This is a genomic window from Vibrio sp. 1580, from assembly GCF_033340055.1.
In genome coordinates this window covers 92443-116396 of sequence record NZ_JAWOVT010000006.1, presented here as the reverse complement: position 1 = coordinate 116396, position 23954 = coordinate 92443, and the positions used below count along the sequence as shown (strand labels likewise).

Below are 23954 nucleotides of genomic sequence, written 5' to 3'. Positions count from 1 at the left end.
TACTTCGTTACGATTACGCGGTTGTCTTTTCAGGCTCTACTGTTGAGTCTAGCTCTTCTACCGTGTGGTGATGGTTAGTGAAGACACAAATATCACCCGCGATATTGAGAGCTTTTTCCGCGATCTCACGAGCATCTAGATCTGTGTTTTCTAGTAGGGCGGTTGCGGCAGCTTGTGCGTAAGCACCACCAGAGCCAATCGCAATCAGGTCGTGTTCTGGCTGTACGACATCACCATTACCGGTAATGATTAACGATGCGGTTTCGTCGGCAACGGCAAGTAAGGCTTCGAGCTTGCGCAGAGCACGATCGCTACGCCAGTCTTTGGCTAGCTCAACTGCCGCTTTGGTTAGGTGACCTTGGTGCATTTGCAGTTTGCTTTCGAAGCGCTCAAAAAGGGTGAAGGCATCCGCAGTACCGCCGGCAAAGCCCGCTAGTACTTGGTTGTTGTATAGGCGGCGAACTTTGCGCGCATTACCTTTCATTACGGTATTGCCTAGAGATACTTGGCCATCACCCGCGATGACGACTTTATTATTTCGACGTACAGATACAATGGTAGTCACAGTCGACCTCTTGATTATTTCTCTTTGGATTTAATTCAGTATATGGGGGAGGAGAAATGGGGATTCAAGGGGGCAAAAAGAAAGGCCCTAGGATCTTAGCTCCTAGGGCCTGAGTTTAAAGATTTTCTTTCCAAATCGCGCACGGCTCGATTTTCGCGCGTTGCAGTTTATGACGGTCACGTTCTGCATCACGTTTGAACTTATACGGACCTAGCACCACACGATACCATGAACTGCCTTCTTTCTTACGAATCTTGCTCGACATCCCTTGGAACGCGATTGCAAGCTTGCGCTCTTCCGCTTGTGCCTGAGTTTTGTACGCGCCACACTGCATGATGTAAGGAATTTTAGAAACTTCAATTTCTTTAGCCACAACTTCAACTTCACGTTTCGGTAGTGACTCAACATATTCCCATTTTTCTTCTGGTGGTGGCGGCAAGTCTTTTTTCGGCTTTGGTTTGCTGACAGTGGTTGTTGGCTGCTTCACGACTGGTTGTTTAGGTTCTGGGTCGCTACTCAAAAGGTAAAGACCATAGCCAAAACCGCCCACGAGCAAGATAGCGAGCAGGCCACTGCGCCAAGGTTTTTTTCTTCTCGGCGGCTGTTTTTTTGTCGACTTTTTTGGGGCGCCTCGCCCCCGTCTTACATAATCTCTATTTGCCACGGTTATTTCTGGTCATCAAGGATTCTTGCAAATATGTTAATCCAGAACGAGTTGAGAAAACACCCTATTGATAGAATCTTGATAGTTAAAGCGCGACAACGCCCGAGTGTAGGAGTGTGTTTCCGTTCTCACTTACATTTATTCAGGGATACACAAAAAGCAGGAGGGGTAAATAAAAAAGCGGCGCCTCAGCACCGCTTTGGGGATGAATACCTAATCTTTAGGTTAAGGACGCTGTGGTGGCGCTGCACTTCCACGAATGACGAGATTAGTTTCAAGCAGACGCGAGCCTGAATGCACGTCGTGGCCTTTTAACATCTCGAGCATCATTAGCATCGCTTGTCGACCAATCTCATAGCGAGGTTGAGAGATGGTGGTCAACGGTGGATCGCAGTACTGAGCGAAGTTAATGTCATCAAAGCCCACAACAGAGAGATCTTGCGGTACTCGTAAGCCAAGCTTTTTCGCTTCTTGAATTGCGCCGATGGCCATTGTGTCACAGTGACAGAAAATAGCCGTTGGTGGTTCTGGCAATTCGAGCAGTTTACGAACGGCTTTTGCTCCGCCATCAAAAGAGAACTCAGTAATGACACTATATTGTGGATCTTTATTGATGCCGGCACGGCGCAGGGCTTGTTGGTAGCCTTGCTGGCGGAACTGACACAATATTGCTGTATCTGGTCCAGAGATTTGAGCAATGCGTTTATGACCTAATTGAGTCAGGTAATTCACCGCTTCAAATGCTGAGGTCAGGTTATCAATATGTACTGTCGGAAGCTCGAGCTCTGGCGCAAATTCACACGCCATTACCATCGGAGGTAAGTTCTTTTGCTCTGGCTTACTGACATCGAATGGTAGATCTGTACCAAGCAGTAGCATTCCATCTGCCTGCTTAGTAAATACGAGGTTAACGAAAGAGCTTTCGCGTTTCTTCTGTTGTCCGCTATCGCCCAGCAGGACTAGATAGCCATGTTCCATGGCTGCATCTTCAATACCGCGAATAATTTCAGAAAAATAAGGATCACAGATGTCGGGAACGATAGTAACAATGGTTTTTGATTCGTTTCTACGTAAGTTACGCGCTAATGAGTTTGGAGAATAACCCGCTTCAAGTACGGCATCTTCTACTCTCTTTCTTGTAGAAGAAGAGACCTTCTCTGGATTCATTAAGGCTCGAGATACCGTAGCCGTAGACACTCCCGCAAGCTGGGCAACATCCTTCATTGTCGCCATAGTTTTTAACCTCTCATTTATTTTTTGCCAAGATGACGTTATTCCGGTTTGAAATCAGAGTAATCAAACCGAGTTAGAGCTGTATTTGCTCTTCGCTCAGTTCGTGTTAACGAGTGGGAAAATGGATTCTTCACCGCGATATCAATTTGTGGGAATAGTCATTGTTTAATCTAAGCCTGTGCAAACAAGTCACTTTAGACTTTTCTAATTTGGATAGTCTATTCATTTCTAAAGTGAAAGTTACGGTCTGTTTAACAAAAATTGTAATCTTGGTGTGATTCTAGTCACATTAAATGGTAATTCATTACATAGTTAAACGTTTGCTAGCTGAGATCTTGTGGTTCTATGTCTAAATTCCAGCGTACTTTCTTAGCATTTGGCAACAACTCAATAGCAGGTTTGGCACTGGTTAATAACTTTTGCATCAATGAACGATGCTGAGTTTGCAGTAATAGTTGCCAACGGTATTTACCAGCCCGCTTGGCCAAAGGTGAAGGAGTAGGGCCTAACACCATGCAGGAATCATCGAACAGAGGGTGTGACTCTAACGTAAAGCGAACCTGACGCAGGAAGTCTTCAACTACCTCACTTTGGTTCGCCTCTGCTTTAAACAGAGTCAAGAAACTATAAGGCGGAAGCTGAGCCAATTTGCGTTCTTCCAGAGCAGTCATAGCAAAGTGGCGATAGTCTTTTTGAAGCAGGGCCTGCAGCAAGCTGTGCTCAGGATGGTGGGTTTGTAGGATAACCTCGCCAGGTTTACTTGCGCGGCCGGCACGACCTGCGACTTGAATAAACAACTGCGCTAGTCGCTCGGAAGCGCGGAAGTCACTACTATAGAGAGAGCCATCAACATCCAAAAGAGCAACGAGCGTTACATTTGGAAAATGGTGCCCCTTAGCTAGCATTTGGGTGCCAATCAGAATTTGATGTTCACCTTTACGAATCGATTCAAGGGCGTCTTCCAAACTACCTTTGCGACGTGTGCTGTCTCTGTCGATGCGAATGGCGTTGTATTCTGGAAATAACTGAGCCAATTGTTGTTCGAGTTGTTCCGTTCCTACGCCGACGGTAACCAATTGGGTTGAACCACACCCCTGACATTGATGAATCACCGGTTGTTGTGAGCCGCAGTGATGGCAGCGTATTTCGTTGCTGTAATGGTGGAACGTATAGTACGCATCACAGCGTTTACATTCTGCAATCCAACCACATTCATGGCACATCAAAGCGGGCGAGAAACCTCGGCGGTTAAGAAACAACATAACCTGATTGCCCATTTTTAAGTGTTTGCGCATTTCGGCAATCAATTGGGCGGATAAGCCACTTTCTAAATACTGACCTTTTACATCTAACACTTTATTGGTGGTTGGAACCGCAGAACCTGCGCGTTGGGTCAGGGTTAAATGGTGGTACTTGCCTGATAAGGCGTTGTGCAATGTTTCCAGTGCGGGTGTTGCTGAGCCCAAAACAATCGGCACTTGCTCTTTGTGGGCGCGCATTACTGCGACATCGCGGGCATGGTAACGCAAGCTATCTTGTTGTTTGTACGATGAGTCATGTTCCTCATCGACAATGATAATCCCGAGATCAGCAAAAGGCGTAAGCAGGGCAGAGCGCGTGCCGATAATGATTCCAGCCGCTTTGTCGCGTGCAGAAAGCCAAGCATTTAAACGTTCTGTCTCGTTTAATCCCGAGTGAACAACGTCAACCGGCACATTAAAACGGCGTTTAAAGCGGTTGATGGTTTGTGGGGTTAAGCCTATCTCTGGTACTAAAACCAAGGCTTGTTTACCTTTTTCGAGGACTGGTTTAATCAGGTTGAGGTACACTTCCGTTTTACCTGAGCCCGTGACGCCTTCTAATAAATAGCAGGCAAAACCTGTTTGGCTATTTACACTCGCGATGGCGAGTGCCTGTTCATGGTTGAGCTTTGGCTTTTCAACGTCACACTCAACGTGCTGCCCCCACTGGGTAATTGTCGGTTTCTTCTCGATACGTTCAATCCAGCCTTTCTCTTCTAGGGATTTTAGTACCGTTGAGGCGATTTCTTGGTCGACAAATTTTTGATGGGGTAAAGGGCCGTTTATAAGCATTTGCAAAACTTTCTGTTGCTTTACTGCTCGACGATCGAGTCCTTGCATCAGCTTGTCTTTACCGGGCTCGGTAACTTGCCACTCCTGTAGCGTGGCGAAATCGGCAGGCTTTCCTTTACGTAGGGCTGACGGCATCGCATTGTGAAGCGTGTCTCCAAGTGGGTATTGGTAGAATTGGCTGCACCAAGTCAGCAATGAATAGAGTTTTTCTGACCACACGGGCTGAGAGTCAAGAACCGCTTTGATTGGCTTGAGTTGATCTTTGGGGAAGTCCGAATGGTTAACCACCGCGGTGACGATGCCAACTAACGTTTGGCGTCCAAAAGGTACGGAAACGCGTCCACCAATGATCGGAAACAGGTGCCCCGGAATGGCGTAATCAAATTGTTTGTCGAGCGGAACGGGTAATGCCACTCTAGCAATGGTTGGACGCATAAATTCTTAGCTATTAAAAAAGAGGGAAAGGAAATGAGAGTCTATTAAAATCGGTATGGAAATTCGAGTAAAGCAATGCGATTCAGCGTGAATCGTGCCTCTATGATTAGTCTGGCTAAAAAAGTGGCGAAAAAGTTGCCAAATGTGTTGATCCGAGCAATGTGATTCTTTACTATATCGCGCCTTGAGATATGGCTTCGGCAATTAGTTGATGCGGTATCCCATTTTATTATTAATTGCGTGTGGTGTGCGGCTTAGATTCGTATAGCGACACGGCCTACTATTGAGGTTATCCCATGAAAGCTGGTATCCACCCAGAATACAAAGCAGTAAAAGCGACTTGTTCTTGCGGCAACTCTTTTGAGTTCAACTCTACTCTAGGTAAAGAGTCTATCCACCTAGACGTATGTGACAAGTGTCACCCATTCTACACTGGTAAGCAACGTATCGTTGATACAGGCGGCCGTGTTGATCGCTTCAACAAGCGTTTCGGTGCACTATCAAGCGGTAAGAAATAATAGCAGCCGCTATTACGATTACAGTTTAGAAAAGGACGCTTCGGCGTCCTTTTTGTTTTAATGGCTACCAAGCGAAGAGGAATGTATGGGGTTTGGAATATTCCCGATTATTTTTCACTCAGCGCTTGCAACCTAAAGTGTGATCTGTATAATGCAGCGCACTGGTTAAGCCAGTTGTGAACCAATGAGCAGTGAGGAGCGAGCAAATCTAAGGATTTGTGAGGTAATGTATACTCAGCTTATGTTCGCGGTTAATACAATTAGCTATCTTTTCTTCGGAAAAACTATCCTCAAAGGTGACTTTGGCATATAGGGATAGTTAATCGAAAATTAACTGACAATGCGTCCTAATCTTGGATGCTACGGTTTCACATAAATCAATCGGCATTCTCTCGTCTCGACGAGTTTGAGTGGCGATATTGTTTGTGTAATTTATTAAATTTGGAGCTCTGTCTCATGCAGAACCAACGTATCCGTATCCGCCTAAAAGCTTTCGATTACAAACTAATCGATGCTTCTACAGCGGAAATCGTTGAAACAGCTAAGCGCACTGGCGCACAGGTTCGTGGTCCAATCCCACTGCCAACTCGTAAAGAGCGTTTCACAGTTCTTATCTCTCCACACGTTAACAAGAAAGCACGTGACCAGTACGAAATCCGTACTCACAAGCGTCTAATCGACATCGTTGAGCCAACAGACAAGACTGTTGATGCTCTAATGCGTCTAGACCTTGCTGCGGGCGTTGACGTTCAAATTAGCCTAGGTTAAGGGAGATTAGAAGTATGATTGGTCTAATCGGTCGTAAAGTGGGCATGACCCGCGTATTTACTGAAGAAGGCGTTTCTATCCCAGTAACAGTTGTTGAGGTTGAAGCTAACCGTGTTTCTCAAGTGAAAACTCTTGAAACTGACGGCTACGCAGCAATCCAGGTTACAGCTGGTTCTAAGAAAGCTAACCGTGTAAACAAAGCTGAAGCAGGTCACTTTGCTAAAGCTGGCGTTGAAGCTGGTCGCGGTCTTTGGGAATTCCGTTTAGAAAACGGCGAAGAGTTCGAAGTTGGTTCAGAACTAACTGTTGAACTATTCAACGAAACTAAGAAAGTAGACGTTACTGGTACATCTAAGGGTAAAGGTTTCCAAGGCGCTGTTAAGCGTTGGAACTTCCGTACTCAAGATATGACTCACGGTAACTCATTGTCTCACCGTGCTCCTGGTTCTATCGGTCAATGTCAGACTCCAGGTCGCGTATTTAAAGGCAAGAAAATGGCAGGTCACATGGGTGCTGAGCGTGTAACGACTCAAAACCTAGAGATCGTACGTGTTGACGCTGAGCGCAACCTGCTTCTTATTAAAGGTGCAGTCCCAGGCGCAACTGGCGGCAACGTGATCGTTAAACCAGCTGTTAAAGCATAACGTCTCAGGAGTAAGTAATGGAACTAATGGTTAAAGGTGCCGATGCACTAACTGTTTCCGAAACTACTTTCGGACGTGAGTTTAACGAAGCTCTTGTACACCAAGTAGTTGTTGCGTACGCAGCAGGTGCTCGTCAAGGTACTCGTGCTCAAAAAACACGTTCAGAAGTTTCTGGCGGTGGCGCTAAGCCATGGCGTCAAAAAGGTACTGGCCGTGCGCGTGCTGGTACAATCCGTAGCCCAATCTGGCGTACAGGTGGTGTTACTTTTGCTGCGAAACCACAAGATCACAGCCAAAAAGTAAACAAAAAAATGTACCGTGGTGCTATGAAGAGCATTCTTTCTGAGCTTGTTCGTCAAGAGCGTCTAATCGTTGTTGATAACTTCTCAGTTGAAGCACCAAAGACTAAAGAGCTAGTTGCTAAGCTTAAAGAGCTTGAGCTAACTGACGCTCTAATCGTGACTAGCGAAGTAGATGAGAATCTATTCCTAGCTGCTCGTAACCTATACAAAGTTGACGCACGTGATGTTGCTGGTATCGATCCAGTATCTCTAATCGCGTTTGACAAAGTTGTAATGACTGCAGAAGCAGTTAAGCAAGTAGAGGAAATGCTAGCATGATCACTGAAGAGCGTATCCTAAAAGTTCTACGTGCACCGCACATCTCTGAAAAAGCAACTATGGCAGCTGAGAAAGCGAACACTATCGTTTTCAAAGTAGCTAAAGATGCGACTAAAAAAGAGATCAAAGCAGCTGTAGAAAAGCTATTTGAAGTTGAAGTTAAGTCTGTAAATACTCTTATCACTAAGGGTAAGACCAAACGTCAAGGTCTACGCCAAGGTCGCCGCAGCGACGTTAAGAAAGCGTACGTTACTTTGAAAGAAGGTCAAGATCTTGACTTCGTTGGCGGCGCGGAATAACAGGAGTAGTTAAAAATGGCTATTGTTAAATGTAAGCCGACTTCCCCTGGTCGTCGTCACGTTGTTAAAGTTGTTAACGCTGACCTACACAAGGGCAAGCCATACGCACCTCTTCTAGAGAAAAACTCTAAGAACGGTGGTCGTAACAACAAGGGTCGTATCACAGTACGTCACATCGGCGGTGGTCACAAGCACCACTACCGTGTAGTTGACTTCAAACGTACTAAAGATGGTATTCCAGCGACAGTTGAGCGTCTTGAATACGATCCAAACCGTAGCGCAAACATTGCTCTAGTTCTTTACAAAGACGGCGAGCGTCGCTACATCCTAGCACCTAAAGGTGTTGTAGCTGGTGATGTTATTCAGTCTGGTGTTGATGCACCAATCAAAGCTGGTAACACTCTACCAATGCGTAATATCCCAGTAGGTTCAACAGTACATAACGTTGAACTTAAGCCTGGTAAAGGTGGTCAGCTAGCTCGTTCGGCTGGTGCTTACGCTCAAATCGTTGCTCGCGACGGTGCGTACGTAACTATCCGTCTACGTTCTGGCGAGATGCGCAAAGTTCTTTCTGAAGGCCGTGCAACAATCGGTGAAGTTGGTAACTCTGAGCACATGCTACGTGAACTTGGTAAAGCAGGTGCATCACGTCATCGCGGTATCCGTCCAACGGTTCGTGGTGTTGTAATGAACCCGATTGACCACCCACATGGTGGTGGTGAAGGCCGTACTTCTGGTGGTCGTCACCCAGTATCTCCTTGGGGTATGCCTACTAAAGGCTTCAAGACTCGTAAGAACAAACGCACTGACAAGTACATCGTACGTCGTCGTAACAAGTAATCTATATAAAGAGGAATCGCCATGCCACGTTCTCTCAAGAAAGGTCCTTTTATTGACCTACACTTGCTGAAGAAGGTAGAGAAAGCGGTGGAAAGCGGAGACAAAAAGCCTATTAAGACTTGGTCCCGTCGTTCAATGATCATCCCTACGATGATCGGTTTGACCATCGCTGTCCATAATGGTCGTCAGCACGTACCAGTATTTGTAACTGATGAAATGATCGGTCACAAACTGGGTGAATTCGCACCAACACGTACTTACCGCGGTCACGCTGCGGATAAGAAAGCTAAGAAGCGCTAAGGAGTAGATAATGGAAGCAATTGCTAAACATAACTTTGCTCGCATTTCGCCTCAGAAAGCTCGCTTAGTTGCGGATCTAATCCGTGGTAAATCTGTTGACCAAGCTCTAGAAATCCTAACGTTCAGCAACAAAAAAGCTGCTGCACTAGTTAAGAAAGTTCTAGAGTCTGCTATCGCTAACGCGGAGCACAACGAAGGTGCAGATATTGACGATCTGAATGTCGCAAAAATCTTTGTAGATGAAGGCCCAACCATGAAGCGTATTATGCCTCGTGCTAAAGGTCGTGCGGATCGTATCTTGAAGCGTTCAAGCCACATCACTGTTGTTGTAGCAGATCGCTAGAGACTAGGAGAGTAAGCAATGGGTCAAAAAGTACATCCAAATGGTATTCGTCTAGGCATCGTTAAGCCTTGGAATGCTACATGGTTTGCTAACACCAAAGATTTCGCTGACAACCTAGACGGCGACTTCAAGGTACGTCAGTTCCTTACAAGTGAACTGAAAAAAGCGTCTCTATCACGTATCGTTATCGAGCGTCCTGCTAAGAGCATCCGTGTGACTATTCACACTGCTCGTCCAGGCGTTGTTATCGGTAAGAAAGGTGAAGACGTTGAGAAGCTACGCGCAGCTGTAGCTAAAATTGCAGGTGTACCAGCGCAAATTAACATCGCTGAAGTACGTAAGCCTGAACTAGATGCGCAACTTGTTGGTGACAGCATCGCGTCTCAGCTAGAGCGTCGTGTTATGTTCCGTCGTGCTATGAAGCGCGCAGTACAAAACGCTATGCGCCTAGGCGCTAAAGGTATCAAAGTGGAAGTAAGCGGTCGTCTAGGCGGCGCTGAAATCGCACGTTCAGAGTGGTACCGTGAAGGCCGTGTGCCTCTACACACTCTACGTGCTGACATTGATTACGCAACTTCTTCGGCTCACACTCAATACGGTGTGATCGGCATTAAAACTTGGATCTTCAAAGGTGAAATCCTAGGTGGTATGCCAGCAGCTAACGCTGTAGAGCCTAAAGGCGACAAGCCTAAGAAGCAGCGTAAAGGCCGTAAGTAAGGAGTCGACAGATGCTACAACCTAAACGTACTAAGTTCCGTAAGGTTCAGACTGGTCGTAACCGTGGTCTAGCTAAAGGTACTGATGTAAGCTTCGGCGAATTCGGTCTTAAAGCTGTTGGCCGTGGTCGTCTAACTGCTCGTCAAATCGAAGCGGCACGTCGTGCAATGACACGTCACGTTAAGCGTCAAGGTAAAATCTGGATCCGTGTGTTCCCAGACAAACCAATCACAGAAAAACCACTTGAAGTTCGTCAAGGTAAGGGTAAAGGTAACGTTGAGTACTGGGTAGCCCAAATCCAACCTGGTAAGGTTATGTACGAAATGGGTGGTGTACCTGAAGAATTGGCACGTGAAGCGTTCCGTCTTGCGGCACGTAAACTGCCTTTCAAAACTACATTTGTAACTAAGCAGGTGATGTGATGAAAGCACAAGATCTACGCGAGAAAAGCGTTGAAGAGCTTAACGCTGAGCTAATGAATTTGCTACGCGAACAGTTCAACTTGCGCATGCAAGCTGCGACTGGTCAACTACAGCAAACTCATACTCTGAAAGCTGTACGCCGTGATATCGCACGTGTGAAAACTGTTTTGACTGAGAAGGCAGGCGCATAATGAGCGAAGTAAAACGTACTCAACAAGGTCGTGTTGTTAGCGACAAGATGGACAAGTCTATCACTGTTGCTATCGAACGTTTCGTAAAACACCCAATCTATGGTAAATACGTAAAACGTACGACTAAAGTACACGCACATGACGAGAACAACGAGTGTGGCCTAGGCGACACAGTTGAAATCGCAGAGTGTCGTCCACTGTCTAAGACTAAGTCTTGGACTTTGGTAAAAGTTCTAGAAAAGGCGAAGATTTAATTTCGTTAATTCTATGAAACTAAAGCGGCTCCAAAATATTTTTGGAGCCGTTTATTTTTTGACTACCCAATCACAAAAAAGGGTGGTACAATTCGCGTCCCTTTTAAAGAGGCAGCCCGACCCGTGATGGGTCTAGTTATTAATATTTAGCGGAGCACTAACATGATCCAAATGCAAAGTATGCTGGACGCAGCTGATAACTCAGGCGCACGCAGCGTAATGTGTATTAAGGTTCTGGGTGGCTCTCACCGCCGTTATGCACATATCGGTGACGTCATCAAAGTTACTGTGAAGGAAGCAATCCCTCGCGGTAAAGTTAAAAAAGGTGATGTTCTGAAGGCGGTGGTAGTGCGCACCCGTAAAGGCGTACGTCGTCCTGACGGTTCTGTCATTCGCTTCGACCGAAATGCTTGCGTATTGCTAAACGACAATACTGAGCAACCAATCGGTACACGTATCTTTGGTCCTGTGACACGCGAACTTCGTGGCGATAAGTTCATGAAGATCGTTTCACTGGCTCCAGAAGTTCTGTAAGGAGCACGTAGAAATGGCAGCTAAAATCCGTCGTAATGACGAAGTAATCGTTCTTGCTGGTAAAGACAAAGGCAAGAAAGGTAAAGTAACTAAGGTTCTAGCAACTGGTAAAGTTATCGTTGAAGGTATCAACCTAGTTAAGAAACATCAGAAACCTGTTCCAGCTATGGGTATCCAAGGCGGTATCGTAGAGCAAGAAGCAGCTATCGACGTTTCTAACGTGGCTATCTTTAACGCAGCTACTGGTAAAGCTGACCGTATCGGTTTCCGTTTTGAAGACGGCAAAAAAGTTCGTTTCTTCAAGTCTAACGGCGAAACCGTTTCTAACTAATAGAAGTAATTTGGAGTTCTACTATGGCGAAACTGCATGATTACTACAAGTCGTCTGTAGTCGCTGAACTGACCAAACAGTTCGGTTACACAAGCGTCATGCAAGTCCCTAGAATCGAGAAAATCACCCTAAACATGGGTGTTGGTGAAGCAATCAACGATAAGAAACTGCTAGAAAATGCAGCGTCTGATATGGCAACGATCTCTGGTCAAAAGCCACTTATCACAAAAGCGCGCAAATCTGTTGCAGGTTTCAAAATCCGTGAAGGCTACCCTATCGGTTGTAAAGTAACCTTGCGTGGCGAACGTATGTGGGATTTTCTTGAGCGTTTAATTAACATCGCTCTTCCACGTGTACGTGACTTCCGTGGTGTTAGCGCTAAGTCTTTTGACGGTCGCGGTAACTACAGCATGGGCGTTCGCGAGCAAATCATCTTCCCGGAAATCGACTTTGATAAAGTTGATCGAGTACGCGGTCTAGACATCACTATTACGACGTCTGCTGGTACTGATGAGGAAGGCCGTGCTCTGCTGGCTGCCTTTAACTTCCCATTCCGTAAGTAAGGTGAAGGGTTACTGTTATGGCTAAAAATTCAATGAAAGCACGTGAAGCAAAACGTGCGAAGCTAGTAGCTAAGTTCGCTGAAAAGCGTGCAGCGCTAAAAGCTATCATCAGCGATGTAAACGCATCTGAAGAAGATCGTTGGAACGCGGTTCTTACACTGCAATCTCTTCCACGTGATTCAAGTGCATCACGTCAGCGCAACCGTTGCAACCAAACTGGTCGTCCACACGGTTACCTACGTAAGTTCGGTCTAAGCCGTATTAAGGTTCGTGAAGCTTGCATGAAAGGCGAGATTCCGGGTCTTCGTAAGGCTAGCTGGTAATTGCCACTTAATCATTTGGAGTAAATCATATGAGCATGCAAGATCCGATTTCGGATATGCTGACCCGCGTTCGTAACGGTCAGGCAGCAAACAAAGTTGCTGTAAAAATGCCTTCTTCAAAGCTTAAAGTTGCAATTGCTGCACTACTAAAAGCTGAAGGTTACATCGTTGACTTCGCTGTTGAAGGCGAAGCAAAACCTGAGCTAGAAGTTACACTTAAGTACTTCCAAGCTAAACCAGTAATCGAGCAACTTAAACGTGTTTCTCGTCCAGGTCTACGTGTTTACAAGAAGAAAGATGAACTTCCTTCAGTAATGGGTGGTCTTGGTATTGCTATCGTTTCTACTTCCAAGGGTCTTATGTCAGACCGCGCTGCACGTAAAGCAGGTCTTGGTGGTGAAATCATCGCTTACGTAGCTTAATAAGGAGTAGACTATGTCTCGTGTTGCAAAAGCACCTGTCGCTATTCCAGCTGGCGTAGAGGTGAAACTAAACGGCCAAGAAATCACTGTAAAAGGTGCGAAAGGCGAACTAACTCGCGTTCTTAACAACGCAGTTGTAATCGCTCAGGAAGAAAATAACCTGACTTTCGGTCCTAAAGAAGGTGTTGCTAACGCATGGGCTCAAGCAGGTACTGCTCGCGCTCTAGTTAACAACATGGTTGTTGGTGTTACTGAAGGCTTTACTAAGAAGCTAACTCTTAAAGGTGTAGGTTACCGTGCTGCTATCAAAGGCAACGCTGTAGGTCTAACACTAGGCTTCTCACACCCAGTTGAGCACGAGTTGCCAGCGGGTATTAAAGCTGAATGTCCAAGCCAAACTGAAATCGTGATCACTGGTGCTGACAAGCAACTAGTTGGTCAAGTTGCGGCTGACATTCGTTCTTACCGTGAGCCTGAGCCATACAAAGGCAAAGGTGTTCGTTACGCAGATGAAAATGTGCGTACTAAAGAAGCTAAGAAGAAGTAAGGTAACACTATGGATAAGAAAGCATCTCGCATCCGTCGTGCTACACGTGCACGTCGTAAGATTGCAGAACTGGGTGCGACTCGCCTAGTTGTACACCGTACTCCTCGTCACGTGTACGCACAGGTTATCGCGGCTAACGGCTCTGAGGTTATCGCAGCAGCTTCTACTGTAGAAAAAGCGATCCGTGAGCAAGTGAAATACACTGGTAACGTTGATGCAGCTAAAGCAGTGGGTAAAGCTATTGCTGAGCGCGCTCTAGAGAAGGGCGTAACTGCAGTTGCATTTGATCGTTCTGGTTTCCAATACCACGGTCGAGTAGCGGCGCTAGCAGAATCTGCTCGCGAAGCTGGTCTGAAATTCTAAGGTAGGGTTGGAAGATGGCTAAAGAACAACAAGTTCAAGCGAATGATTTGCAAGAAAAGCTAATCGCAGTTAACCGTGTTTCTAAAACGGTTAAAGGTGGTCGAATCATGAGCTTCACTGCACTAACAGTAGTTGGTGACGGTAACGGTCGTGTAGGTTTCGGTTACGGCAAAGCTCGTGAAGTACCTGCAGCGATTCAAAAAGCAATGGAAAAAGCGCGTCGTAACATGACTACGATCGCTTTAAACGAAGGCACTCTTCACCACCCAGTGAAAGGTCGCCATTCGGGCTCTAAAGTTTACATGCAGCCTGCTGCAGAAGGTACTGGTGTTATCGCAGGTGGTGCGATGCGTGCAGTACTAGAAGTTGCTGGTGTACACAACGTACTATCTAAAGCGTACGGTTCTACGAACCCTATCAACATCGTTCGTGCAACGATCGATGCACTAGGTAGCATGAAGTCACCAGAAATGGTTGCTGCTAAACGTGGTCTAACTGTTGAATCTATTTCGGAGTAAGAACACCATGGCAACTATTAAAGTAACTCAAACTAAAAGCTCAATTGGTCGTCTGCCAAAGCACAAAGCTACTTTGCGCGGTCTAGGTCTTCGTAAAATCAACCACACAGTAGAACTTGAAGATACTCCGTGTATTCGCGGTATGATCAACAAGGTTTACTACATGGTTAAAGTTGAGGAGTAATCAGAATGCGTTTGAATACTCTAGCACCGGCTGCTGGCGCGAAAACTTCTGCGAAGCGAGTAGGTCGTGGTATCGGTTCAGGCCTAGGTAAAACTGGTGGCCGTGGTCACAAAGGTCAAAAATCACGTTCTGGCGGCAGTGTTCGTCCAGGTTTCGAAGGCGGTCAGATGCCTCTGAAACAACGTCTACCAAAATTCGGTTTCACTTCTCGTAAGAGCCTAGTGTCTGCTGAAGTTCGTCTAGCTGAGCTAGCGAAAGTTTCTGGTGACGTAGTTGATCTAAACAGTCTTAAAGCTGCTAACATCATCACTAAGAACATCGAATTTGTAAAAGTTGTTCTTTCTGGTGAAATCAACAAAGCAGTGACTGTTAAAGGTCTACGTGTGACTAAAGGCGCTAAAGCTGCAATCGAAGCTGCAGGCGGTAAAATCGAGGAATAATCTCGAGGAACGAGGTACAGATGGCTAAGAAACCAGGACAAGATTTTCGTAGTGCTCAGAGCGGCTTAAGTGAACTAAAGTCGCGCTTGTTATTCGTAATTGGTGCACTTTTAGTATTCCGAGCCGGCTCTTTTGTGCCGATTCCTGGTATTGACGCTGCTGTACTTGCCGATTTGTTCGAACAGCAAAAAGGTACCATCGTTGAAATGTTTAACATGTTCTCCGGTGGTGCTCTTGAGCGTGCATCTATATTAGCATTGGGCATCATGCCGTATATTTCGGCATCTATTGTTGTCCAATTGCTAACTGTAGTTCATCCAGCGTTAGCTGAACTCAAAAAAGAGGGTGAAGCAGGCCGTCGTAAGATAAGCCAATACACACGCTACGGCACGCTTGTACTTGCAACCTTCCAAGCTATAGGTATTGCAACTGGCCTACCAAACATGGTCGACAATCTGGTTGTTATCAACCAAACCATGTTTACGCTAATTGCTACCGTAAGTTTAGTAACCGGTACCATGTTCTTGATGTGGTTAGGTGAACAAATTACAGAGCGCGGAATTGGTAACGGTATTTCGATACTGATTTTTGCAGGTATTGTTGCTGGATTGCCTTCTGCAATCGGTCAAACAATCGAGCAAGCGCGTCAAGGTGAATTGCATGTACTTCTTCTGTTGCTAATCGCGGTATTAGCTTTTGCAGTAATTTACTTCGTTGTTTTCATGGAACGTGGTCAACGCCGAATCGTCGTTAACTATGCGAAACGTCAACAGGGTCGTAAAGTGTTTGCTGCGCAAAGCTCGCACTTGCCTCTTAAAATTAACATGGCAGGTGTAATTCCAGCGATTTTTGCATCAAGTATTATCTTGTTCCCAGGAACATTGGCTCAGTGGTTTGGTCAAAACGGTGAGAGCAGCGCGTTCGGTTGGTTAACTGACGTGTCTTTGGCTCTTAGCCCTGGTCAACCGTTGTATGTAATGCTTTATGCAGCAGCAATTATCTTCTTCTGTTTCTTCTACACGGCGTTGGTTTTCAACCCGCGTGAAACAGCAGATAACTTGAAGAAGTCTGGTGCATTCGTACCCGGTATCCGCCCAGGTGAGCAGACAGCGAAATACATTGATAAAGTAATGACACGTTTAACCCTTGCTGGTGCACTGTACATTACCTTTATCTGTCTGATTCCCGAGTTCATGATGGTCGCGTGGAACGTACGTTTCTACTTCGGCGGTACATCGCTACTAATCGTAGTTGTTGTAATTATGGACTTTATGGCACAGGTACAGACTCATCTGATGTCTCAACAGTATGATTCTGTGTTGAAGAAAGCGAATCTGAAAGGCTACGGCCGTTAATCCGGCGGTAGACTCAGTTTCATTTACGGAGTTTAGCAATGAAAGTTCGTGCTTCCGTTAAAAAAATCTGCCGTAACTGTAAAGTGATCAAGCGTAACGGTGTCGTTCGCGTGATTTGCAGTGAGCCAAAGCACAAACAGCGCCAAGGCTAATTAGCAGAAATTTTTACTTGAAAATGAAGGTTGGGTCGAGTATATTCCTCGGCCTACCTTTTGCGTGCAAAAGAAGTAGTATTCCGCAGCGTATCCATAACGGGCTTTGCTGCGGCTAATTCTTTTATAGAAACACTTAGGAGTGAATAATGGCCCGTATAGCAGGCATTAACATTCCTGATCAGAAACATGCAGTAATCGCTCTAACAGCGATCTACGGCATCGGTAAAACTCGCTCTCAAGCTATCCTAGCTGAAGTGGGTATTGCTGAAAATGTTAAGATCAGTGAACTAACTGAAGAGCAGATCGATCAACTGCGTGATGGTGTAGCTAAGTACACTGTAGAAGGTGATCTACGTCGTGAAGTATCTATGAACATCAAGCGTCTTATGGACCTTGGCTGTTACCGTGGTCTTCGTCATCGTCGCAGTCTACCACTACGTGGACAGCGTACTAAAACCAACGCTCGCACCCGTAAGGGTCCGCGTAAGCCGATCAAGAAATAATCGGGAAGGTAGAGTACAATGGCTAAACAACCAACTCGCGCTCGTAAGCGCGTACGCAAGCAAGTTGCAGATGGCGTTGCGCACATCCATGCTTCTTTCAATAACACAATCGTAACCATTACTGACCGTCAAGGTAACGCTCTTGCATGGGCTACTGCAGGTGGTTCTGGTTTCCGTGGTTCTCGTAAGTCTACTCCGTTCGCTGCACAGGTTGCTGCTGAGCGTTGTGCTGAAATGGCTAAAGAATACGGCCTAAAGAACTTGGAAGTTATGGTTAAGGGTCCTGGTCCAGGTCGCGAATCTACTGTTCGTGCACTAAACGCCGCTGGTTTCCGCATCACAAACATCGTTGATGCTACACCAATCCCTCATAACGGTTGTCGTCCACCTAAGAAACGTCGCGTATAACGTTTCTAGGACAATTGGAGAAGAATCATGGCAAGATATTTGGGTCCTAAGCTGAAGCTTAGCCGTCGTGAAGGCACTGACTTATTCCTTAAGTCTGGTGTTCGCGCGATCGATACCAAGTGTAAAATTGATAACGCACCAGGTGTACACGGCGCTCGTCGCGGTCGTCTATCTGAGTATGGCGTTCAGCTTCGTGAGAAGCAAAAAGTACGTCGTATGTACGGCGTTCTAGAAAAACAATTCCGTAACTACTACAAAGAAGCTGCTCGCCTAAAAGGCAACACTGGTGAAAACCTACTTCAGCTTCTTGAAGGTCGTCTTGATAACGTAGTTTACCGCATGGGCTTTGGCGCAACTCGCGCAGAAGCACGTCAGCTAGTTAGCCACAAAGCTATCCTAGTAAACGGTAAAGTTGTAAACGTTCCTTCTTTCAAAGTAGCGGCTAATGACGTTGTTTCTATTCGCGAGAAAGCTAAACAGCAAGCTCGTATCAAAGCAGCTCTAGAAGTTGCTGAACAACGTGAAAAACCAACTTGGATTGAAGTAGATGGTGGCAAGATGGAAGGTACATTCAAGCGTATGCCTGAACGTTCTGATCTATCAGCTGACATCAACGAACAATTGATCGTCGAGCTTTACTCTAAGTAAGGTTTAAACTAAAGAGAGGACACAATGCAGGGTTCTGTAACAGAATTTCTTAAGCCACGTCTAGTTGACATCGAACAAATCAGCTCGACTCACGCAAAAGTAACTCTTGAGCCATTAGAGCGTGGCTTTGGTCATACTCTGGGTAATGCACTTCGCCGCATCCTTCTATCTTCTATGCCAGGTTGTGCTGTAACAGAAGTAGAAATTGAAGGCGTACTTCATGAGTACAGCACGAAAGAAGGCGTTCAAGAAGATATTCTTGAAATTCTTCTAAACCTTAAAGGTTTGGCTGTGCGCGTTGCCGAAGGCAAAGATGAAGTGTTCATTACTTTGAACAAATCAGGCTCGGGCCCTGTGGTTGCAGGTGACATCACCCATGATGGTGATGTAGAGATCGCTAACCCTGAACACGTAATTTGTCACCTGACGGATGACAACGCTGAGATCGCAATGCGTATCAAAGTTGAACGTGGTCGTGGTTATGTTCCAGCTTCTGCGCGTATCCATAACGAAGAAGACGAGCGTCCTATCGGTCGCCTACTAGTAGATGCTACTTACAGCCCAGTAGACAAAATTGCCTACGCTGTAGAAGCAGCTCGTGTAGAACAGCGTACTGATCTAGACAAGCTTGTTATCGATATGGAAACAAACGGTACTCTAGAACCTGAGGAAGCAATCCGTCGTGCAGCTACAATCCTAGCTGAACAATTGGATGCATTCGTAGATCTTCGTGATGTACGAGTTCCTGAGGAGAAGGAAGAGAAGCCAGAATTCGATCCGATCCTACTGCGTCCTGTAGACGATCTTGAACTAACAGTTCGCTCTGCTAACTGTTTGAAAGCAGAAGCGATTCACTACATCGGTGATCTAGTACAACGTACTGAGGTTGAGCTACTTAAAACGCCTAACCTTGGTAAAAAATCTCTTACTGAGATTAAAGACGTACTTGCGTCACGTGGTCTGTCTCTGGGCATGCGCCTAGAAAACTGGCCACCTGCATCAATCGCTGAAGATTAATCGATACTAGTTAGAAGGATTAGGTCATGCGCCATCGTAAGAGTGGTCGTCAACTCAACCGCAACAGCTCACATCGCAAAGCGATGTTCAGCAACATGGCTAGCTCTCTAGTACGTCATGAAGTTATCAAGACTACTTTGCCAAAAGCAAAAGAGCTACGTCGCGTAGTTGAGCCTTTGATTACACTAGCTAAGACTGACAGTGTTGCTAACCGTCGTCTAGCATTTGCACGTACTCGTGACAACGAAGTAGTTGCAAAACTATTTAACGAACTAGGTCCACGTTTTGCTGCTCGTCAGGGCGGTTACACTCGTATCCTAAAAGCTGGCTTCCGTGCTGGTGATAAAGCTCCAATGGCTTACATTGAGCTTGTAGATCGCCCAGCTGCTGAAGAAGCTGCTGAGTAATCAGTTCGTAAGAACGAGAAAGCCGAGCATTAGCTCGGCTTTTTTGTATCTGTAATTCAGTAAACCTTTATATCCAGCCTGCATTTATTTCAACCCATGCAGACTGGCAATTTAAAAAGTGACTATCACTTGCGCTTATTTACTAGTATTCCACAACCCGCCCAACGAACTTAGAAGCCCTTCGCTAGCGCCTTGCTTGTTCAAGTAATCCAAGATTACTGGAGCAAACTGACTGATCATAGATGGGTCTAAACCTAACGTATCGAATGCACTTTTTACTGCACTGATATTCTCAATATTTCCTAGTAAGCTTTGTGCTCCTTGCAAGTTTGAAAGTCCAGGAATCAAAGACTGTAACTCACTACTATTTTCTTGCGAAAGCTGGCTTTGAGCCAAAGCGAGTAGTGCACCACTGCCTCCGGCTGCTTGCTCAGTGGATACTGGTAATTGGCTAGTTAGCATGTCTGTTAATGGAGACGACTCGGTGTTCAAGCTGCTGCCGACCATGTCCATCAGGCCACTTTCTTTACTTTTTTGAGTGACTGAATCTAAGAATGCGTGCGCACTACCAATGTTGATTGATAGGAGTGCTAGAGTTAGGAGTGTTTTACGCATAGTACCTCCAAAGGTTGAGCGTTTTTTAAAAGTGATTTTATTTTTAAAGGCTATCAGAGTGAAAGGTTCAGAGGTGAGAAAGTCTATTCAGTTTAGACAAAAAAACGGCGCTAGTGCGCCGTTTTATTTAATCATAATTGAAAATGGTTTCAATTAGATAATATCTAATAGTTCTACTTCGAAAACTAAAGCTGCAAATGGAGGGATAGCCGCACCAGCGCCACGCTCACCGTACGCAAGATCTTGTGGTACGTATAGCTTCCACTTAGAGCCAACAGGCATTAGTTGTAGTGCCTCTACCCAACCTTTGATTACACCTGTAACAGGGAATTCAGCAGGTTGACCGCGAGATACAGAGCTATCGAATACAGTACCGTCAGTTAGCTCACCGTGGTAGTGAACGCGAACTGAGCTTTCTGCTGTAGGAACTGCACCAGTACCTTCAGAAATGATTTCGTACTGAAGACCAGAGTCTAGAACGTTAACTTCAGGTCGTAGAGCGTTGTCTTTTAGGAACGCTTCGCCTTCTGCTGCCGCAATTTTTGCTGCTTCTTGGCGAGCTGTTTCTGCACGAGTGTGAAGTTCTTGTAGTGCTTTGTTGATTTCATCAATTTCGATTGATGGCATGTCACCAGTTAGTGCTGTTGCAATACCTGCTGCGATAGCATCAACGCTAAGACCTTCAAGACCAGAGCCTGCAAGTTGCTGACCCATTTGCAGACCAATGCCGTAGCTTGCTTTTTGTTCTGCAGTTTCAAATTTAATTTCAGACATGAATGTCGCTCTTATTAGGAGTGATAAAGGTAACAGGATATCAGTTTCGAGCTTAGGTTTAAATGATTGCGACTGAATGCTTAATTGAGGCGGCCAGGTTGTGACTTATCTCTTACTCCAAGTGAAATTTCTGCTAATTTAATCCCAATTCCATTTTAGTTTGGTGAAAAACATATACTCTCCGCGTCGGTATTTTTATACTGACCGTAGAAGTATTAAGGGACTCATTACAATGAATCGTCGCAGAAAGAAAAAGCAGCAAGTCGACTATGTCGAATTGGTTAAACAAAAATTCGCTGCTATCGACTGGAAGCAGCCGTTCAACAAAGAGCAATGGTTGGAGCGTATACAGCCTGTTAAGCAGTTTTGGTTGCGTCTGCCTAAATTTCATCAGCGTGCTTTGATGGTCTTAGTGCCATTGATTCTGGTACTCCTTGTTATTCCTTTGCCAAATAAAACAGATCAACCAGTTGAGCAGACTGAGGTCGATCATCAACGCGTAGCGATTGAGCTGAACGCGCAGAGTTTAAGCCAGCAGAGAACCTCTCAGAACTCTGGACCGAAATCTGAAGATTGGAAAGAGTACACGGTTAAAAATGGTGATACATTAGCGCAGGTTTTCAGAAGTAATCAGCTCTCTATGGCGGATCTTAGCGCTCTGGTCAAAATAGAAGGCAGTGATAAGCCGCTAAGCCAAATAAAGCAGGGACAGTTGATTCGCTTTAAGCTTAGTGACGAAGGCGAGTTAGATATGCTACAGCTGGAAAAAAGCGGGCGGTCCGTTATGTTTTTCCGTTTGTCGGATGGGACCTTTGGGCGTAACAAGTAAACGCTTCAAATGAAAAGACGCGAATATATCGCGTCTTTTTAGTTAGTTTTTTAATTCGATTAGTTTTCATAGTAACCAATCGAATTGAAACTTATAGCGCTACGGATTCTTTCCGCATATCCACATGAGGGATACCATCTTCAAGATAGCACTCTGAGATAACCTTGAATCCATGACTAGCATAAAACTGGATGAGGTGTTCTTGAGCACCTATATCTATTGTCTGTCCTGGCCATAATGTTTCGCATTGTGCCAAGGCCTTGTCCAATAACTTATGACCTAAGCCACCGCCTCGCGCGGTCTGCTTTGTCACCACTCGACCAATACTCACATTGTCATACGTAGTGCCTGCGGGCAGTAATCTTGCGCAAGCAACCAGTTCATCACCGTGATAGCCTATTAGATGATAAACGCCTTCCAGTGTGTCCTTACCATCAAGTTCAGGGTAAGGGCAGGTTTGTTCAACAACGAATACATCCACACGCAATTTCATCATTTCATACAGCTGTGTGGTTGTTAGCTGAGCAAAGGGCAAAGTAATCCAAGTGAGCATGTTGTTATCCGTAATGAGAATAGAGTGACTGACTTTACTTTGTTTTGAGCTCATACTCATTAACAAAGGTTAATTAGCACTGGTTTTCCCACCAAATCTGGTGATAATGTGCCCTCTTTCCATCTCACCTGAGGATATCCCCGTGAGCAAACAAACATTCGATCAAGTTGGGCTGAACCCAGCGTTACTCGCCACACTTGATTCCCTGAACTATACCCACATGACGCCAATTCAAGCTTTGAGCTTGCCTGCAATCCTAAAACATCGTGATGTCATCGGGCAGGGTAAAACGGGCTCAGGTAAAACCGCTGCATTTGGTTTAGGGGTTTTATCGAACCTCAACGTCAAACGCTTTCGTGTCCAGTCATTAGTATTGTGTCCAACACGTGAGCTTGCAGATCAAGTAGCGAAGGAAATTCGTACTTTAGGTCGCGGCATTCATAATATTAAAGTGCTTACTCTCTGCGGTGGGATGCCAATGGGGCCACAAATTGGTTCGTTAGAGCATGGTGCGCATATCCTAGTTGGTACTCCTGGTCGTATTTTGGATCACCTTGAGAAAGGCCGAATTGATCTTAGCGAACTGAATACCTTGGTGCTAGATGAAGCTGATCGCATGTTGGACATGGGTTTCCAAGACGCATTAGATGCAATCATCGATGCAGCGCCAAAGCAGCGCCAAACTCTACTTTTCAGTGCTACTTTTCCAGAGAAAATTGAGCAAATTGCGCAGCGTATAATGCAGACACCGGAAGTGATTAAGGTGGAATCGACGCATGATACCTCAAGCATTGCGCAGTACTTCTATAAAGTTGAAGGCTCGGAAGCACGTGATGAAGCGTTGGCGAATTTGCTGCTGACTCACCAGCCAGAGTCCGCGGTGGTTTTTTGTAATACCAAAAAAGAAGTGCAAAGTGTCGCAGATGAGTTGCATCACAAAGGATTCAGCGTTATCGATATCCATGGGGACTTAGAGCAGCGTGAACGCGACCAAGCATTGGTGCAGTTTGCTAACAAGAGTGTGTCTATCCTTGTTGCAACAGACGTTGCGGCGCGTGGCTTAGACGTTGATAATCTTGATGCTGTCTTTAACTTTGAGCTATCACGCGATCCTGAGGTTCATGTGCACCGTATTGGTCGTACAGGTCGTGCGGGTAGTAAAGGTTTAGCGTTTAGCTTTTTTGGTGAGAAAGACGGTTTACGTGTAGCTCGTATTGAAGAATACCTAGAGATGGACGTGGTACCAGCAACATTGCCTGCCAAATCAAATCAGCAGCCATACCAAGCGAAAATGGTGACGATTAACATTGATGGCGGTAAGAAACAGAAAGTACGACCGGGTGATATTTTAGGTTGTTTGACAGGAAAAAATGGTATTCCAGGCTCTCAAGTCGGAAAGATTCACCTATTCCCTGTGCGCGCTTATGTTGCCGTCGAAAAGTCTGTGGCTAAAAAGGCTCTACAAACCATTAGTAACGGCAAGATGAAAGGGCGCCAGTTCCGGGCGCGAATTCTTAAATAGCTCAAATAGCAGAGAAAAAGCTCTTCGTTTGAAGAGC

At 45.6% G+C, this 23954-nt stretch carries 38 protein-coding genes; 31 read left to right on the top strand and 7 right to left on the bottom strand.

Features of this window, described 5'->3' with window-relative positions; all coding sequences use genetic code 11:
* Positions 1-13: 13 nt before the first annotated feature.
* From hslV to priA, 4 genes are all read right to left on the bottom strand, one after another.
* The gene (gene hslV, locus R7093_RS11530; RefSeq protein ID WP_158159544.1) at positions 14-565 is read right to left on the bottom strand and encodes an ATP-dependent protease subunit HslV; all 552 of its coding nucleotides are present in this window, start codon (positions 563-565) and stop codon (positions 14-16) included.
* 115 nt (positions 566-680) lie between these two features.
* Positions 681-1229, bottom strand: coding sequence for a cell division protein FtsN (gene ftsN / locus R7093_RS11525; protein ID WP_017820300.1), 549 nt, complete (start codon positions 1227-1229; stop codon positions 681-683).
* Positions 1230-1454: 225 nt separating this feature from the next.
* On the bottom strand, positions 1455-2483 hold the full coding sequence (gene cytR / locus R7093_RS11520) for a DNA-binding transcriptional regulator CytR (RefSeq protein ID WP_254901949.1): 1029 nt from the start codon (positions 2481-2483) through the stop codon (positions 1455-1457).
* Between the two features lie 302 nt (positions 2484-2785).
* Positions 2786-4990 carry a primosomal protein N' gene (priA, locus tag R7093_RS11515; RefSeq protein ID WP_318146658.1) on the bottom strand — a complete coding sequence of 735 codons (2205 nt, stop codon included), beginning with the start codon at positions 4988-4990 and terminating at the stop codon, positions 2786-2788.
* 296 nt (positions 4991-5286) lie between these two features.
* On the opposite strand from priA, the gene rpmE reads away from it, so the two are divergent.
* The 29 genes from rpmE to rplQ all read left to right on the top strand — a co-directional run bounded on the left by rpmE (position 5287) and on the right by rplQ (position 19624).
* On the top strand, positions 5287-5508 hold the full coding sequence (gene rpmE / locus R7093_RS11510; RefSeq protein ID WP_005379546.1) for a 50S ribosomal protein L31: 222 nt from the start codon (positions 5287-5289) through the stop codon (positions 5506-5508).
* 456 nt (positions 5509-5964) lie between these two features.
* Positions 5965-6276 (top strand): 30S ribosomal protein S10, encoded by a 312-nt coding sequence (gene rpsJ / locus R7093_RS11505; protein ID WP_004410492.1) that lies wholly within the window; start codon positions 5965-5967, stop codon positions 6274-6276.
* 14 nt (positions 6277-6290) lie between these two features.
* Complete coding sequence (gene rplC / locus R7093_RS11500) at positions 6291-6920, top strand: 50S ribosomal protein L3 (protein WP_005379555.1); 630 nt, start codon at positions 6291-6293, stop codon at positions 6918-6920.
* Positions 6921-6937: 17 nt separating this feature from the next.
* On the top strand, positions 6938-7540 hold the full coding sequence (gene rplD, locus R7093_RS11495; RefSeq protein WP_005379556.1) for a 50S ribosomal protein L4: 603 nt from the start codon (positions 6938-6940) through the stop codon (positions 7538-7540).
* Complete coding sequence (gene rplW, locus R7093_RS11490) at positions 7537-7839, top strand: 50S ribosomal protein L23 (RefSeq protein WP_004398471.1); 303 nt, start codon at positions 7537-7539, stop codon at positions 7837-7839. The genes rplD and rplW overlap by 4 nt, the downstream gene beginning before the upstream one ends.
* A 15-nt stretch (positions 7840-7854) precedes the next feature.
* Entirely contained in the window at positions 7855-8679 is an 825-nt protein-coding gene (rplB, locus tag R7093_RS11485; RefSeq protein WP_005383168.1) for a 50S ribosomal protein L2, read from the top strand.
* Positions 8680-8700: 21 nt separating this feature from the next.
* Positions 8701-8979 carry a 30S ribosomal protein S19 gene (rpsS, locus tag R7093_RS11480; protein ID WP_004394525.1) on the top strand — a complete coding sequence of 93 codons (279 nt, stop codon included), beginning with the start codon at positions 8701-8703 and terminating at the stop codon, positions 8977-8979.
* A gap of 10 nt (positions 8980-8989) precedes the next feature.
* On the top strand, positions 8990-9322 hold the full coding sequence (gene rplV / locus R7093_RS11475; protein WP_005383164.1) for a 50S ribosomal protein L22: 333 nt from the start codon (positions 8990-8992) through the stop codon (positions 9320-9322).
* 18 nt (positions 9323-9340) lie between these two features.
* A complete protein-coding gene (gene rpsC / locus R7093_RS11470; protein ID WP_005383161.1) occupies positions 9341-10039 on the top strand; it encodes a 30S ribosomal protein S3 in 699 nt (232 codons plus the stop codon).
* 11 nt (positions 10040-10050) lie between these two features.
* Positions 10051-10461, top strand: a complete 411-nt coding sequence (gene rplP / locus R7093_RS11465; RefSeq protein WP_005379577.1) for a 50S ribosomal protein L16 — start codon at positions 10051-10053, stop codon at positions 10459-10461.
* Positions 10461-10652: a 50S ribosomal protein L29 gene (gene rpmC, locus R7093_RS11460; RefSeq protein ID WP_005379576.1), complete on the top strand. Its 192-nt coding sequence runs from the start codon at positions 10461-10463 to the stop codon at positions 10650-10652. The genes rplP and rpmC overlap by 1 nt, the downstream gene beginning before the upstream one ends.
* Complete coding sequence (rpsQ, locus tag R7093_RS11455; RefSeq protein WP_005379575.1) at positions 10652-10906, top strand: 30S ribosomal protein S17; 255 nt, start codon at positions 10652-10654, stop codon at positions 10904-10906. Before rpmC ends, rpsQ begins: the two co-directional genes overlap by 1 nt.
* Positions 10907-11068: 162 nt before the next feature.
* Positions 11069-11440 carry a 50S ribosomal protein L14 gene (gene rplN, locus R7093_RS11450; protein WP_004410450.1) on the top strand — a complete coding sequence of 124 codons (372 nt, stop codon included), beginning with the start codon at positions 11069-11071 and terminating at the stop codon, positions 11438-11440.
* A 13-nt stretch (positions 11441-11453) separates the two neighbouring features.
* Positions 11454-11771, top strand: coding sequence for a 50S ribosomal protein L24 (gene rplX / locus R7093_RS11445; protein ID WP_005379574.1), 318 nt, complete (start codon positions 11454-11456; stop codon positions 11769-11771).
* A gap of 23 nt (positions 11772-11794) precedes the next feature.
* Positions 11795-12334, top strand: a complete 540-nt coding sequence (gene rplE / locus R7093_RS11440; RefSeq protein WP_005379573.1) for a 50S ribosomal protein L5 — start codon at positions 11795-11797, stop codon at positions 12332-12334.
* 17 nt (positions 12335-12351) lie between these two features.
* Positions 12352-12657, top strand: a complete 306-nt coding sequence (gene rpsN / locus R7093_RS11435; protein ID WP_004410442.1) for a 30S ribosomal protein S14 — start codon at positions 12352-12354, stop codon at positions 12655-12657.
* A gap of 29 nt (positions 12658-12686) precedes the next feature.
* Positions 12687-13079 (top strand): 30S ribosomal protein S8, encoded by a 393-nt coding sequence (rpsH, locus tag R7093_RS11430; RefSeq protein ID WP_005379572.1) that lies wholly within the window; start codon positions 12687-12689, stop codon positions 13077-13079.
* A 13-nt stretch (positions 13080-13092) separates the two neighbouring features.
* Positions 13093-13626 (top strand): 50S ribosomal protein L6, encoded by a 534-nt coding sequence (rplF, locus tag R7093_RS11425; protein ID WP_005379570.1) that lies wholly within the window; start codon positions 13093-13095, stop codon positions 13624-13626.
* Positions 13627-13635: 9 nt separating this feature from the next.
* Positions 13636-13989, top strand: a complete 354-nt coding sequence (gene rplR / locus R7093_RS11420; protein WP_005379568.1) for a 50S ribosomal protein L18 — start codon at positions 13636-13638, stop codon at positions 13987-13989.
* Positions 13990-14003: 14 nt separating this feature from the next.
* Entirely contained in the window at positions 14004-14507 is a 504-nt protein-coding gene (gene rpsE, locus R7093_RS11415) for a 30S ribosomal protein S5 (protein WP_004745894.1), read from the top strand.
* Positions 14508-14514: 7 nt separating this feature from the next.
* Positions 14515-14691, top strand: a complete 177-nt coding sequence (gene rpmD / locus R7093_RS11410) for a 50S ribosomal protein L30 (RefSeq protein WP_005379565.1) — start codon at positions 14515-14517, stop codon at positions 14689-14691.
* Between the two features lie 5 nt (positions 14692-14696).
* Positions 14697-15131, top strand: a complete 435-nt coding sequence (rplO, locus tag R7093_RS11405; RefSeq protein ID WP_005383155.1) for a 50S ribosomal protein L15 — start codon at positions 14697-14699, stop codon at positions 15129-15131.
* A 20-nt stretch (positions 15132-15151) separates the two neighbouring features.
* A complete protein-coding gene (secY, locus tag R7093_RS11400) occupies positions 15152-16486 on the top strand; it encodes a preprotein translocase subunit SecY (RefSeq protein WP_005379562.1) in 1335 nt (444 codons plus the stop codon).
* A gap of 38 nt (positions 16487-16524) precedes the next feature.
* The gene (gene rpmJ / locus R7093_RS11395; protein WP_000868186.1) at positions 16525-16638 is read left to right on the top strand and encodes a 50S ribosomal protein L36; all 114 of its coding nucleotides are present in this window, start codon (positions 16525-16527) and stop codon (positions 16636-16638) included.
* A 149-nt stretch (positions 16639-16787) separates the two neighbouring features.
* Entirely contained in the window at positions 16788-17144 is a 357-nt protein-coding gene (rpsM, locus tag R7093_RS11390) for a 30S ribosomal protein S13 (RefSeq protein ID WP_005383154.1), read from the top strand.
* An 18-nt stretch (positions 17145-17162) separates the two neighbouring features.
* Entirely contained in the window at positions 17163-17552 is a 390-nt protein-coding gene (gene rpsK / locus R7093_RS11385; protein ID WP_001118870.1) for a 30S ribosomal protein S11, read from the top strand.
* Positions 17553-17579: 27 nt separating this feature from the next.
* Positions 17580-18200 (top strand): 30S ribosomal protein S4, encoded by a 621-nt coding sequence (gene rpsD, locus R7093_RS11380; RefSeq protein ID WP_005383146.1) that lies wholly within the window; start codon positions 17580-17582, stop codon positions 18198-18200.
* Positions 18201-18224: 24 nt separating this feature from the next.
* Positions 18225-19217 (top strand): DNA-directed RNA polymerase subunit alpha, encoded by a 993-nt coding sequence (locus R7093_RS11375; RefSeq protein ID WP_005383143.1) that lies wholly within the window; start codon positions 18225-18227, stop codon positions 19215-19217.
* Between the two features lie 26 nt (positions 19218-19243).
* The gene (gene rplQ, locus R7093_RS11370; protein WP_005383141.1) at positions 19244-19624 is read left to right on the top strand and encodes a 50S ribosomal protein L17; all 381 of its coding nucleotides are present in this window, start codon (positions 19244-19246) and stop codon (positions 19622-19624) included.
* A gap of 135 nt (positions 19625-19759) precedes the next feature.
* Here rplQ and R7093_RS11365 read toward each other — a convergent pair whose 3' ends face one another.
* Together R7093_RS11365 and R7093_RS11360 are read right to left on the bottom strand one after the other, a co-directional pair.
* Positions 19760-20239: a DUF2780 domain-containing protein gene (locus R7093_RS11365; RefSeq protein ID WP_017820297.1), complete on the bottom strand. Its 480-nt coding sequence runs from the start codon at positions 20237-20239 to the stop codon at positions 19760-19762.
* Between the two features lie 153 nt (positions 20240-20392).
* On the bottom strand, positions 20393-21013 hold the full coding sequence (locus tag R7093_RS11360) for an FKBP-type peptidyl-prolyl cis-trans isomerase (protein WP_005383137.1): 621 nt from the start codon (positions 21011-21013) through the stop codon (positions 20393-20395).
* A gap of 232 nt (positions 21014-21245) precedes the next feature.
* Here R7093_RS11360 and R7093_RS11355 point away from each other — a divergent pair, with 232 nt between their 5' ends.
* Positions 21246-21842: a LysM-like peptidoglycan-binding domain-containing protein gene (locus R7093_RS11355; protein ID WP_017820296.1), complete on the top strand. Its 597-nt coding sequence runs from the start codon at positions 21246-21248 to the stop codon at positions 21840-21842.
* A 91-nt stretch (positions 21843-21933) separates the two neighbouring features.
* Here R7093_RS11355 and R7093_RS11350 read toward each other — a convergent pair whose 3' ends face one another.
* Positions 21934-22395 carry a GNAT family N-acetyltransferase gene (locus R7093_RS11350; protein ID WP_017820295.1) on the bottom strand — a complete coding sequence of 154 codons (462 nt, stop codon included), beginning with the start codon at positions 22393-22395 and terminating at the stop codon, positions 21934-21936.
* A 142-nt stretch (positions 22396-22537) separates the two neighbouring features.
* On the opposite strand from R7093_RS11350, the gene dbpA reads away from it, so the two are divergent.
* On the top strand, positions 22538-23917 hold the full coding sequence (gene dbpA, locus R7093_RS11345) for an ATP-dependent RNA helicase DbpA (RefSeq protein WP_005379583.1): 1380 nt from the start codon (positions 22538-22540) through the stop codon (positions 23915-23917).
* Positions 23918-23954: the final 37 nt, after the last annotated feature.